The 11,819-nt window shown below is 72.4% G+C and carries 12 protein-coding genes; 5 read left to right on the forward strand and 7 right to left on the reverse strand.

Features of this window, described 5'->3' with window-relative positions; genetic code table 11:
• Positions 1-105: 105 nt before the first annotated feature.
• Positions 106-498, reverse strand: a complete 393-nt coding sequence (locus ACZ6TB_RS48765; RefSeq protein ID WP_465568740.1) for an SCO5389 family protein — start codon at positions 496-498, stop codon at positions 106-108.
• 99 nt (positions 499-597) lie between these two features.
• Here ACZ6TB_RS48765 and ACZ6TB_RS48770 point away from each other — a divergent pair, with 99 nt between their 5' ends.
• Both ACZ6TB_RS48770 and ACZ6TB_RS48775 read left to right on the forward strand, forming a co-directional pair.
• Positions 598-1,203, forward strand: a complete 606-nt coding sequence (locus ACZ6TB_RS48770) for a tyrosine-protein phosphatase (RefSeq protein ID WP_465568743.1) — start codon at positions 598-600, stop codon at positions 1,201-1,203.
• Between the two features lie 309 nt (positions 1,204-1,512).
• The gene (locus ACZ6TB_RS48775) at positions 1,513-2,916 is read left to right on the forward strand and encodes an FAD-dependent oxidoreductase (RefSeq protein WP_465568746.1); all 1,404 of its coding nucleotides are present in this window, start codon (positions 1,513-1,515) and stop codon (positions 2,914-2,916) included.
• On the opposite strand, the gene nicT is transcribed toward ACZ6TB_RS48775, so the two are convergent.
• The 6 genes from nicT to ACZ6TB_RS48805 all read right to left on the reverse strand — a co-directional run bounded on the left by nicT (position 2,913) and on the right by ACZ6TB_RS48805 (position 8,963).
• Positions 2,913-3,998, reverse strand: coding sequence for a Nickel transporter NicT (gene nicT, locus ACZ6TB_RS48780; RefSeq protein ID WP_465568749.1), 1,086 nt, complete (start codon positions 3,996-3,998; stop codon positions 2,913-2,915). The genes ACZ6TB_RS48775 and nicT overlap by 4 nt on opposite strands.
• Before the next feature lie 73 nt (positions 3,999-4,071).
• The gene (locus tag ACZ6TB_RS48785) at positions 4,072-4,803 is read right to left on the reverse strand and encodes an alpha/beta hydrolase (protein ID WP_465568752.1); all 732 of its coding nucleotides are present in this window, start codon (positions 4,801-4,803) and stop codon (positions 4,072-4,074) included.
• Positions 4,800-5,537 (reverse strand): GntR family transcriptional regulator, encoded by a 738-nt coding sequence (locus ACZ6TB_RS48790; RefSeq protein WP_465568773.1) that lies wholly within the window; start codon positions 5,535-5,537, stop codon positions 4,800-4,802. Before ACZ6TB_RS48790 ends, ACZ6TB_RS48785 begins: the two co-directional genes overlap by 4 nt.
• 293 nt (positions 5,538-5,830) lie before the next feature.
• Positions 5,831-6,574, reverse strand: a complete 744-nt coding sequence (gene trpA / locus ACZ6TB_RS48795; protein ID WP_465568755.1) for a tryptophan synthase subunit alpha — start codon at positions 6,572-6,574, stop codon at positions 5,831-5,833.
• A complete protein-coding gene (trpB, locus tag ACZ6TB_RS48800) occupies positions 6,571-7,725 on the reverse strand; it encodes a tryptophan synthase subunit beta (protein ID WP_465568758.1) in 1,155 nt (384 codons plus the stop codon). The genes trpA and trpB overlap by 4 nt, the downstream gene beginning before the upstream one ends.
• A 77-nt stretch (positions 7,726-7,802) precedes the next feature.
• The gene (locus ACZ6TB_RS48805) at positions 7,803-8,963 is read right to left on the reverse strand and encodes a LolA family protein (RefSeq protein WP_465568761.1); all 1,161 of its coding nucleotides are present in this window, start codon (positions 8,961-8,963) and stop codon (positions 7,803-7,805) included.
• Between the two features lie 103 nt (positions 8,964-9,066).
• Between ACZ6TB_RS48805 and ACZ6TB_RS48810 the strand changes: the two genes are divergently transcribed.
• From ACZ6TB_RS48810 to ACZ6TB_RS48820, 3 genes are all read left to right on the forward strand, one after another.
• Positions 9,067-9,726 (forward strand): response regulator transcription factor, encoded by a 660-nt coding sequence (locus tag ACZ6TB_RS48810; RefSeq protein ID WP_465568764.1) that lies wholly within the window; start codon positions 9,067-9,069, stop codon positions 9,724-9,726.
• Positions 9,727-9,767: 41 nt separating this feature from the next.
• Positions 9,768-11,075, forward strand: a complete 1,308-nt coding sequence (locus tag ACZ6TB_RS48815; protein WP_465568776.1) for a sensor histidine kinase — start codon at positions 9,768-9,770, stop codon at positions 11,073-11,075.
• Positions 11,076-11,164: 89 nt separating this feature from the next.
• Positions 11,165-11,819 (forward strand): YcnI family copper-binding membrane protein (locus tag ACZ6TB_RS48820; protein WP_465568767.1); only part of this gene is annotated, 655 nt, incomplete at its 3' end.

The following is an 11,819-nucleotide window of genomic DNA, read 5'->3' on the forward strand; positions in this document are numbered from 1 at the left end:
GTGAGGAGGAGAGGAAGCGAAGCTCCCCCCCCCCCCCCACCCCCCCACCCCCCCCCCCCCCCCCCCCCCCCCCCCCACCCCCCCCCCCCCCCCCCCCCGGCCCGCTCAGCAGTTGCGCAGCTCGGGCGACTGATTCAACAGCTGGCCGCGCGGCGAGACGAACGCGTGGTAACGCTCGCCGCCCACGGCGCCGGAGGAGAAGGCGGCCACGCGGTGGCAGTTCTGGAACGCCAGCCTCGCGCCGAAGTGGCGCTCCAGGCCACCCCGGATCGCGTCCGAGGCGAGGGCCCGCAGCAACTGGCCCCGTTCGGCCTCGGTGGGCGGCGGCACCTCGTGGTCGGCGAACTCGCCGCCCGAGGAGCGCAGCGAGGTCGTCAGGGTGCTGACCACCTCCCACGCGTACGGCAGCGACGACCGCACGCAGGCCACGAACTCGGCGTCCGTGACCTCGCCGCGCTCGGCGGCGGCGAGCAGGTCGGGGGAGACGTTGAGCGACATTCCGAGGATTCCTTTCGATGACCAGCACGGGCAATCACCATCTTGTTGGAAATGATTACCATTAGCAACCAGGCGTCACCCGTTCGGTAACCTGCGTCCATGACGGATCTCGACTGGCCCGCCTGCCGCAACGCCCGCGACGTCGGCGGCCTCGGCAACGTCCGCCCCGGCGCGCTCTACCGCTCCGACGGACTGTTCCTGCTCACCACCGAGGGCATCGACGCCGTACGCGCGGCCGGCGTCTCGCTGATCCTGGACCTGCGCCGGCCCAGCGAGTGCGAGAGCGAGCCGAGCCCGTTCGCCGGCGAGCCCGGGTACCGGCACGTGTCGATCCTCGAAGAGGTCGTCACCTACGAGATCCCGCACGACACCTACGGCCCGATGCTCGACTTCAACAAGCCCCGCATCGCCGCCGCGTTCCGGGCCCTGGCCGCCGCCCCGCCCGGCGCCGTGCTCGTCTACTGCCACGCCGGCCGCGACCGCACCGCCGTGCTGGTCGCCCTGGCCCTGGCCGTGGCCGGCGTCCCGCACGAGCAGATCGTCGAGGACTACGGCCGCAGCCCCGAGCGCCTGCCCGGCGCGATGGCGGCCACCCTCGTCCACCTGGAGACCGTCTACGGCGGCGCCGAGCCCTACCTCGACCACATCGGCGTGTCCCCGGCCGAGGTCGACGCGGTACGCCGCCGGCTCACCGCGGCAGCATAGGGGCGCTGTAAAAGCGCAGCCGGCTCACCGCGGCAGCAGAGGGGCCGCCGTAAAAGCGCAGCCGTCTCACCGCGGCGGCACAGGGGCGCTGCAAAACCGCCGCCGGCCGCTCGGGTCGAGGAACAGCCACCCGCAGGTCGAGCCGCTGGTCAGGAACTGGTGAGTGGTCTGACTTCGCCCTGCACGGCGAGCCGGTCAAGCACGAGGTCGTCTACCGGCTGGTCATCTCCGCCACCGGCTACCGGACGCTGACGATGGTGCGCGGCAGTCACCTATAGCCCAAGATCGATCGTTGGCTACAGTGGACCAATGCCTTCCGCCGCTGCCCGGTTCGCCGCGCTCTCCACGTCCGAACCGCCGACCGGGCAGCGGGTGCTGTTCCGCCGCGCCATCGTGCTCGGTGGCAGCATCGCCGGCCTGATGGCCGCGCGTGTGCTCAGCGACCACGCCGAGCAGGTGGTCATCGTCGAGCGCGACGACCTCGTCGCGCTCGACCTGCCCGACGACCGCATCGCCGCCGACCCCGGCGTGGTCGGGCCGCGCCCGGGCGTCCCGCAGGGCAGCCAGGTGCACGCCCTGCTCCCGTCCGGCCTCAACCAGCTCGCGCGCTGGTTTCCCGGCTTCGTCGACGAGGCGCTGACCGCCGGCGCGGTCAACCCGCCGCCCGGCACCAACCGCTTCTACATCGACGGCGAGCTGCGCGAGGAGGCGCCGAGCGGTCCCGCCGCCCAGGCCCTCATCTCCAGCCGGCCGTTCCTCGAGGCGCTCATCCGCCACCGGGTGCTGGCGCTCGCCAACGCGCGTACGGTCCAGGGCCGCGCCGAGGACCTGCTGCTGGACGGCGAGGCGGTGGCCGGGGTCCGGATCGACGGCGCCGACGAGCCGGCCGACTTCGTGGTGGACGCCACCGGCCGCTCGTCCCGGCTCGGCGAGTGGCTCGACGCGCACGGCTTCGCGAAGCCGGAGATGCAGCGGATGGGCATCAAGCTCAACTACGCCACCGCGCTGTTCCGCCGGCCGTCGCACCCGGACACCTGGACCTGCATCTCGGTCGCCAACCCCGGGCCGGGCAAGGTCGCCCGGATCGGCGGCTTCACCCCGATCGAGGGCGACCGCTGGACGATGCTGGTCTCCGGCTACGCCGACGACCGGCCCGGCCGCGACAGCGACGAGTACCGGCGACGCTGCGTCGAGGACTTCCCGCCCGAGTTCGGCGAGGTGGCCACCACCGCCGAGCAGTGCGGCGACGTCATCACGTACCACCAGGCCGACAGCCGCCGCCGCGAGTTCCACAAGCTGACCCGGTTCCCGGCCCGGCTGGTCGCGGCCGGCGACGCGGTGGCCTCGTTCAACCCCGTCTACGGCCAGGGCATGACCTCGGCGATGCTGCACGCCTCGGCGCTGTCGGCGTACCTGCGCGACGAGCCCGACCTGACCCGCCCGGCCACGTCCTACTTCCAGGACGTGAAGGTCGTCGTCGACGCGGCCTGGCAGGTCTCGACCATGGCCGACCTGGCGCTCCCGCACGTCGACGGCCCCTACCCGGCCGGCTACAAGGCGCTGCGCTGGTTCAGCGGCCGCATCTTCAAGGCCTCGATGCGCGACCAGCAGGTCAACGCTCGCCTCAACCAGGTCACCACGATGCTGGCCCACCCGAGCTCGCTGGCGTCACCGGGCTTCCTGGTGCGCGCCCTGGCGGTCGGCGTCCGTTAGTCGGCCTTGGCCGGCGCCAGGCGGGCGTTCCACTTCTCCTCGATGTGGCCGTAGCGCCAGACCAGCAGCGCGATCGCCCAGGTGGCCACGAAGAGGCCGACGATCACGAAGCCGACGTAGTTGAGGTCGAGACCGCCGATCGCGGCCAGCGGCCCGGACGTGATGTCGAGCTTGTCGGTGACGATCGAGACCAGCTCGATCGTGCCGATGATCAGGGCGACCGCGACCGACAGGCCGGTGATGGTCATGTTGTAGTAGACCTTGCGCACCGGCTTGGCGTTCGCCCAGCCGTAGGCGAAGTTCATGAACGCGCCGTCGATGGTGTCGAGCAGGCTCATGCCGGCCGCGAACAGGACCGGCAGCGTCAGGATCGCGTACCAGGGCAGCGCGAACGCCGCCGCGCCGCCGGCCAGCACCAGCAGCGAGATCTCGGTGGCGGTGTCGAAGCCGAGGCCGAAGAGCAGGCCGATCGGGTACATCTGCCAGGGCTTGGTGACCGCCCGGGTGGCCCGCGACAGGATTCGGTTCATGAAGCCGCGGTTGTTCAGGTGCTGCTCGAGCTGCTGCTCGTCGTACGAGCCCTGGCGCATCTTCCGGAAGACCTTGAAGATGCCGACCAGCAGCACCAGGTTGATGATGCCGATGACGTACAGGAAGACGCCCGAGACGCTGACCCCGATCACGCCGGTGATCTGCTGGAGGGTCGACGAGTCGCTCTCCACCTGGCCGGCCAGCGAGCGCACGCCGAGGCCGAGCAGCATGCACAGCCCGAAGACGACGCTGGAGTGGCCGAGCGAGAACCAGAAGCCCACCGACAGCGGCTTGCGCTCGTTGGTCAGCAGCTTGCGGGTGGTGTTGTCGATCGCGGCGATGTGGTCGGCGTCGAAGGCGTGCCGCATGCCCAGCGTGTACGCGGTGACGCCGAGCCCGACCCCGTAGACGCCGGCCGCGCCGATCTCGTAGTGCGCCGGGACGATCACGAAGAACAGCAGGCCCCAGCCGACCACGTGCAGCAGCAGGATGAACGCGCTCATGCCGCCGAGACTCGCCCAGCCGCGCGGACCGACCGTCGTTGTCGCCATCCCGCCCCCTACGCCGAAATTATGCTGTTGCCAATCTATGGCAATAGCGGGCGGAGAGGGAGAGTGGTCCGTCTCACGCTTGATGTCGATTCGGCGTGACCGGCGGGGCGGATGGGTCCGTCATCGTGGTGATCATCGCGGCGACCGCGCCGGGATCGACGAGCGGGTGCAGGTGCCGGCCCGGCAGGCGCTCGATCCGCCAGCCGCGCTCGCGGGCGTCGCGCGCCTTGTCGTCGTCGCCGTCCTGGCCCGGCGGCGCGAACATCAGATATCCGCACGCGACGCCGTCGTCCCAGCCGTCCGGCACCGGGATGTGCTGCTCGAAGTAGGCGAGCGGCAGCCGCGGCTCCTCGGCCCGGAACGCCCGCATGGTCTCCGCATCCGGGAACATCGGAGCGATCTCGGCCTCGTCCCACCAGCGCGACCAGGGTGGGAGGCGGTCGTTCGCGGCCTTGCCGCGGGCGAGCTCGAGCAGGGCGGGGGAGACGCCGGGGGTCATGCCTTCGCGAGCGGGCAGGGACGCATCGACGAAGATGCAGGCTTTCACGGTACGGCCGATCGCCGTCGTGAGGACCGGCAGGTACCGCCCGGCGTTGCTGTGCCCGACCAGGACGACCTCGGTCCCGGCCGGCAGGTGCGCGACGGCGGCGGCCACGGCCTCGGCGACCAGTGGCCAGAACGGCGGCGGCGCGTCGGCCAGGCGCCGGAACGACGGCGCCACCGCGTTCGGCAGCCGTTGCGCGACCGGCTGCCAGGTCAGCGGGCCGACCAGCGGGCTGTGCAGCAGCACGTGGGCGGTGCTCACGACTGGCGGCTCCACTGCATCGACAGGCCGGTGACCGCGCGCTCGGTGCGGATCTCCAGGACCGTGCCGAGGATGGTGGCGCGGTCGACGACCAGCGGCGTGTCGTCGAGGCCGTAGGTGATCCGGTCGGAGACGAAGGCGGGCGTGCCGGCGGGCTGCCCGAGCAGGTCGGCGGTCACCGCGTCGAGCACGCCGGGCCGCACGACCTCCGACGCGCGATGCACGACGACGCCGCGATCGGCCAGCGCCGCGTACAGGGAGGTCCCGCTGAGGTCGGTCTCCAGAAGATCAACACCACGAACCCACGACAATTGATGTACGGCCGGACGCCCGGCCAGCAGACGCAGGCGCTCGAGGCGGACGACGCGATCGGCGTCGCCGCCGAGCTGAGCGGCGGCCCAGGAGGGTGGTCGCCGCACCGCCTGGCCGAGGATCTGGGTGCTCACGGTCTGCCCCTGAGCCCGCAGATCCTCGGCGAAGCCGCGCAGCGAGTCGAGCCGATAGGCGGCCCGCGGCTCGGCCACGAACGTGCCCCGCCCCGGTTGCTGCGACAGCAGCCCGTCGTCCTCGAGCTGCCGCAGCGCCTGCCGCAGCGTCGCCAGCGTGACCCCGTAGGCCGCGCTCAGCTCCTTCTGCGGCGGCAGCGCCGACCCGGGCGCGAGCTCCCCGCCCCGGATCTTCGACGCGAGCTCGGCGGCGATGGCTTGATATTTGGGCGTACGCGGCGCGCTCAGCTCTCCTCCTGCGGCCCGGTTCCGGCGTGCGTGCGGGCGGGCTTGCGACCCGCGTGCCGAACCCTAGCCGAGCACACCGCCCCACCGGCGTCCCCACGCATCCCCGGCGCCCGCCGTGTCGCGCCGGTGCTCACCAGTCCCAGCCGGTGCTCACCGGGTCCGGCCGGAGCTCACCGGCCCCGCCCGGCGCTCACCGGCCCCACTGTTCCCCACCCCGGTCACTGGGTGGGGCGAGCATACGGCGCCGGTACGACAGTTTCGGGGCGTTGTCCACAGGGCGGGTCCAAAGCGCGTCAGTTAACGGCGGCGCGGAACGCTTCGATGTCACGGCGCAGGTCGGCAACTGTGGCGCCGTCGAGGACGCGGCGCATCAGGGCCGAGGCGACCACCACGCCGTCGGCGTCTTGCGCCGCCACGGCGGCCTGGGCGGGGGTGGAGATGCCGAAGCCGACCAGCACCGGCAGGTCGGTCACCCGCTTGGTGCGGGCGGCCAGGCGGGCCGCGGCGGTGTCGAGCGACTCGCGCTCGCCGGTGGTCCCCATCAGGCTGACCGCGTAGACGAAGCCGCGGCTGCGGGCGCCGATCTCGGCCAGCCGGTCGTCCGGCGTCACCGGGGCCACCAGCAGGACCAGCGCGATGCCGGCGTCGGCCGCCGCCCGCTCGACCGCGCCGGCCTCGTCCACCGGCAGGTCGGGCACGATCAGCCCGGACAACCCGGCCTCGGCCAGCCGCCGGCAGAACTCCGCCGGCCCGGCGCGGAAGACCAGGTTCGCGTAGGTGAACGCGATCAGCGGGACGCCGACCCGCACCTCCGACAGATCGCGGAGGATGCCGTCGATCGTCGTGCCGCGGGCGAGGGCCCGGTCGGAGGCCTGCTGGATCGTCACGCCGTCGAGCATCGGGTCGGAGAACGGCAGGCCGACCTCGATCGCGTCGGCGCCGGCCTCGGCGTACGCCACCAGGTATTCGGTCCAGTCCGCGGTGATGCCCGCGGTCACGTACGGGACCAGCGCCTTCTCGCGAGAAAAAAGCGTCATGCCGGCACCTCCGCGCTCAGGGTGACCATGTCCTTGTCGCCGCGGCCGGAAAGCGTGATCAGCACCGCCGAGCCGGTGGGCAGCTCGGGCGTCCCGGCCGTGCGCAGCACCCAGGCCACCGCGTGCGCCGACTCCAGCGCGCAGATGATCCCCTCGCTGCGGGCCAGCCGGTTCATCGCCGCCACCACCTCGTCGTCGGTCACCGTCTTGTACTCGGCCCGCCCGATCGCGCCCAGGTGCGCGTGCTCGGGCCCGATGCCCGGGTAGTCGAGGCCGGCCGCGATCGACTCGGCCTCCGCCACCTGGCCGTCCGCGTCCTGCAACACCATCGAGCGCGCGCCGTGCACCACGCCGGGCGCGCCCGCGGTCATCGCCGCGCCGCCCGCCGCCTCCACGCCGACCAGCCGCGCCGTCGTGTCGACGAACCCGGCGAACGTCCCGGCCGCGTTAGAACCGCCGCCCACGCACGCCACCACCACGTCGGGCACGTCCGTCACCTGCGCGAACGCCTCGGCGCCGATCACCCGCTGAAATTCCCGGACCATCCACGGGTACGGGTGGGGACCGCCGACGGAGCCGAGCAGGAAATGCGCGTTCCCGACGTCGGCCACCCAGGCCCGCATCGCCTCGTTGGTGGCGTCCTTGAGGGTCCGGCTGCCGCTGGTCACCGGCACGACCGTGGCGCCGAGCATCTCCATCCGGAAGACGTTGAGCCGCTGGCGCTCGATGTCCCGCGACCCCATGTACACGGTTGCCGAGAGCCCGAGCAGCGCGGCCGCCGTCGCCGTGGCCACCCCGTGCTGGCCGGCGCCGGTCTCCGCGATCAGCCGGGTGCGGCCCATCCGCCGGGCGAGAAGCGCCTGCCCGAGCACGTTATTGATCTTGTGGCTGCCGGTGTGGGCCAGGTCTTCGCGCTTGAGCCAGATGTCGACGCCGAGCGCGGCCGAGAGGTTGCGAGCCGGCGTGAGCGGGGTGGGCCGCCCGGCGTACACCGCCAGCAGTTCGTCGAGCTCGTCCCGGAAGGCCTTGTCGGTCCAGGCCTCGCGGAACGCCGACGCCAGCTCGGCGCAGGCCGGGACCAGGGACTCGGGGACGTATCGGCCGCCGAAGCCGCCGAACCGGCCGGACGCCGGTTCCGCCATGAGGGTCATCGCAACCTCCAACAGTTATAGAACTCTCCGCCGCAGTGTTGCACAACGCGGCGGAGAGTTCTAGAACTATGTGGTGGTTACTTGGCGGCGGCCTCGTAGAGCTTCTCCGGGGTCACCGCGCCGGCGAACACCCGGCCGTCGTCGGTCACCAGCACCGTGAACAGGGTGCCCGCGAACTGGTGCCCGCTGCCCCAGGAGCCGCTGACCGCCGGCAGCATGCCGACCAGGCCGTCGAGCTGCTTGGTCTCGGAGGCGTCCTTGGCCTTCGGCAGCTTGGCCTCGACGATCGTGGTCCAGCCCTGGCCGGTCACGGTCGGCTCCTGGCCACCGCTGAACGCCTGCTGGCGCTGCTTGGCGGCCTTCTCCACCTCGGCCTTGTGCTCCTGGGCCAGGCCCTCGGCCGAGCCCTGCTTCACCGTCGTGCCCGGCGGCGGGTTGAACGCGAACTGTTCCGCGTCCGGCACCGCGAAGCTGATCTGCTGGAACGCCACCCGCACGGCCGGGCTGGTCGCGTTCTTGGCGTACACGTCGACGCGCAGCGGGATGTGGTGCTCGGCGTCGATCGCCAGGCGGACCTGGCCGATCAGCGAGCCCGCGTCCTTCGGGGCGAGCACCAGCTCGTACGCGTCCCGGCCGGCCACCTTCGCCGCACCGGTGGTGCTGACCTTGGTCGTCGGGTCGATCGCGGCCAGCGCCGCGTCGGCCGCCTCCTGCGGCGTCTTCGGCACCTGCCCGGCCAGCGAGTCCGGGTGCTTGGCGCCGGCCTGGTCGGCCGGCAGCTTCAGGTGGTTGGCGCTCTTCTCGGCGCTGTTCCACAGCCAGACGTCGGTGCCGTTGCGGATGACGTCGGTCTCGCCCTCGGTGCCGACCAGCGCGAGCCGCTGCTTGGTGTCGCCCGCGTACCAGACGCGGGCGGTGTTGCTCCCGGCCAGCAGGCTGGTCAGGTTGCCGATGTCGGCCTTGCCGGCGCCGGCCGCGCCCTTGGCCCCCGCCATGTTCCCGGCCAGGCCCGCGATGGCGGGCAGACCGAGGTCGGCGCTCTCGACGATGGTGCCGGACAAGCCGTCGACCTTCGCGTTCTGGATGTCGACGAGCAGTTGAGCCGCGCTGCGATCCGGCAGCGACGGGTTTGCGCTCGCGACGATCGTGCCGGCCGCGGCGCCACCTCCGATGACGACTACCGCAGCGGCTGACGGTACGAGCCAGCGCAACGCCGGCCTGGACCTGAACACGGACACGATGTCCACCTCCCGTTCTCTGCCACCCAGCGTGCAGCGAGGGCGCTGTGACAGCGCTGAGAGCATCCCCTAGGGGTGGCGCCCTACATGTAAAGGTAGTCCTGTGCGGTTGTTGGTGGTGGAGGACGAGGCGCGCCTGGCGGCGGCGCTACAACGCGGGCTGCAGGCCGAGGGTTTCGCGGTCGACGTGGCGGGCGACGGGCAGGACGGTCTCGAGATGGCCCGCCACGGCGGGTACGACGCGATGATCCTCGATATCATGCTGCCCCGGCTCAGCGGCTATCGGGTGGTGCGCCAGTTGCGGGCCGAGCGCAACTGGGTGCCGGTGCTGATGCTCTCGGCCAAGGACGGCGAGTACGACCAGGCCGACGGCCTCGACTGCGGCGCCGACGACTATCTGACCAAGCCTTTCTCGTACGTGGTGCTGCTCGCCCGCCTGCGGGCCCTGTTGCGCCGCGGCGCCCACGAGCGCCCGCCGGTGCTCGCCCACGGCGACATCGAGCTCGACCCGGCCGAGCGCCGCGTGCTGGTCTCGGGGGAGCAGGTGGTTCTCACCACCCGCGAATTCGCCCTGCTCGAATACCTGATGCGCCGTCCCGGCGAGGTGGTCAGCAAGATCGAGCTGCTCGACCACGTGTGGGACGCGGCGGTCGAGACCGCGCCCAACGCGGTCGAGGTCTACGTCGGCTATCTCCGCCGCAAGATCGGGCGGGACCGCCTCGAGACCGTGCGCGGCGCCGGCTACCGGCTCTCCGGCGGCTGACCGTGCGCCGCCCGAGAGAGCTCAGCCTGCGCGCCCGCCTGCTGTGGCTCACCGTGCTCGTGGTCAGCCTGGGCCTGGCCGTCGGCGGCGTCGTGCTGGTCGGCGTGCTCAACTTCGCGCTGCTGCGGGCGGTCAACGACGAGGCGCTCGACACCGCCAACGGTGTCGCCAAGCTGGTCGACCAAGACTCGCTGAGCCAGCACATCTCGGTCAACCCGGCCATGCAGGTCCAGGTGATCGACGGCCAGGCGCGGGTGCTCGCGGTCTCCGACGGCGCCGACCGGCTCACCCCGATGCTGCACGACGCCGAGCTGCGCGGCCTGCAGGACGGCGACGTCATCGAGATCCCCGGCAACCGGATCGGGCTGGACGGCAACGTCCGGGTGGTGATGAAGGTCGCCGGTCCGCCGAGCGCCCCGGTGCGGGTGCTGGTGGCGCGCTCGACCGACGATCTCAGCCAGGGCGTGCACATCCTGCGCGTGACGCTGCTGATCGCGTTCCCGCTGTTGGTGGGCATGCTCGCGGCCGTCAAATGGCGCATTCTGGGTGCCGCGCTGCGGCCGGTCGACGCGTTGCGCTCCGGGGCGGAGGAGATCACCGGGGGTACGCGGGCGGGCCGTCTGCCGGTGCCCGAGTCCCGCGACGAGATCTACCGCCTGGCCGTCACGCTCAACGGCATGCTGCACCGGCTCGACGCGGCCCGGGCCCGGCAGCGGGCGTTCGTCGCCGACGCCGCGCACGAGCTGCGCAGCCCGCTGACCAACATGCGCGCCGAGCTCGAGATCGCCCAGCGCCTGCCCGACACCGACTGGCCGGCCCTCTCCGCCGACCTGCTCACCGACGTCGACCGGCTCAGCCGCCTGGTCGACGACCTGCTGCTGCTCGCCCGCTCCGACGACGGCGCCCAGCCCGACCGCCGCCGCACGGCCGAGGTCGACCTCGACGGCGTGGTCGGCGACGTGGTCTGCCGCTACCCGGACGTGAGCTACCAGCGGCCGGCCGAGCCGGTCATGGTCACCGTCGAGCCGGACGCGATCGGCCGGGTGGTGGGCAACCTGATCGACAACGCGGCCCGGCACGCCCGCGCCAAGGTCGGGGTCGAGGTGGCCGACGAGGGCGGGTACGCGCGCATCACCGTCTGCGACGACGGACCGGGCATCCCGGCCGCCGACCGGGAGCGGGTGTTCGACCGGTTCACCCGGCTCGACGACGCCCGGGCCCGGGACGCCGGCGGCTCGGGCCTGGGCCTGGCCATCGTCCGCGAGCTGGTCCGGCGGCACGGCGGCAGCGTCACGCTCGGCGACGCGTCACCCGGTCTCCGCGTCGACATCCGGCTGCCCGTCACCTGAAAGATCGTTGGGAACTTTCCGCGTACCGACGCCGACCAACGTGCGTGCCCGGCACCGGGCGGAGGATCACCCGGAAGGTATCGACAGCGATGTCCCTGCTCAAGCGCTCGGCCCTGGTAGTTGCCGCAGTCGGCGGCCTGACCCTCGCGCTGGCCGCCCCGGCCTCGGCGCACGTGACCGTCAACCCGAACACCGCGACGCCCGGCGGCTACGCCAAGGTGACCTTCCGTGTCCCCACCGAGTCCGACACGCTCAACACCACCAAGGTCGAGGTTAACCTGCCGGCCGACGCGCCGGTCGCCTCGGTGTCGGTGAAGCCGGTACCGGGCTGGACCGCGGTCGCCGGGAAGGCGAAGCTGGCCACCCCGATCGAGGCCCACGGCACGCAGATCACCGAGGCCGTCTCGAAGATCTCCTGGACCGCCGACGCCGGCGCCGTCATCAAACCCGGCCAGTTCCAGGAGTTCGACGTCTCGCTCGGCCCGCTCCCGGAGAAGGGTCAGATGGTCTTCAAGGCCCTTCAGACGTACTCGGACGGGTCGATCGTCCGCTGGATCGACGAGCCCACCACCGACGGGTCGGAGCCGGAGCACCCGGCGCCGGTCCTGAAGCTGGCCGCGGCGGCCGCCCCGGCCGGCGCGCCGGGGGGGGGTCCCGCCGCCGCCGCCTCCGCCGACAAAGCGGACAGAGGGGAAGGGGTCGGGCCCGCCGGGCTGGGCGCCAGCGTGCTCGCGTTGGTGCCTG

The sequence above is a fragment of the Actinoplanes sp. NPDC051537 genome, assembly GCF_055586105.1.

Excerpts from the sequence above, each read along its gene's own strand:
- nicT (WP_465568749.1), bottom strand. The coding sequence starts at position 3,998 with ATGGCGACAACGACGGTCGGTCCGCGCGGCTGGGCGAGTCTCGGCGGC.
- ACZ6TB_RS48765 (WP_465568740.1), bottom strand. The coding sequence starts at position 498 with ATGTCGCTCAACGTCTCCCCCGACCTGCTCGCCGCCGCCGAGCGCGGC.
- ACZ6TB_RS48770 (WP_465568743.1), top strand. The coding sequence starts at position 598 with ATGACGGATCTCGACTGGCCCGCCTGCCGCAACGCCCGCGACGTCGGC.
- trpB (WP_465568758.1), bottom strand. The coding sequence starts at position 7,725 with ATGACCCTCATGGCGGAACCGGCGTCCGGCCGGTTCGGCGGCTTCGGC.
- ACZ6TB_RS48775 (WP_465568746.1), top strand. The coding sequence starts at position 1,513 with ATGCCTTCCGCCGCTGCCCGGTTCGCCGCGCTCTCCACGTCCGAACCG.
- trpA (WP_465568755.1), bottom strand. The coding sequence starts at position 6,574 with ATGACGCTTTTTTCTCGCGAGAAGGCGCTGGTCCCGTACGTGACCGCG.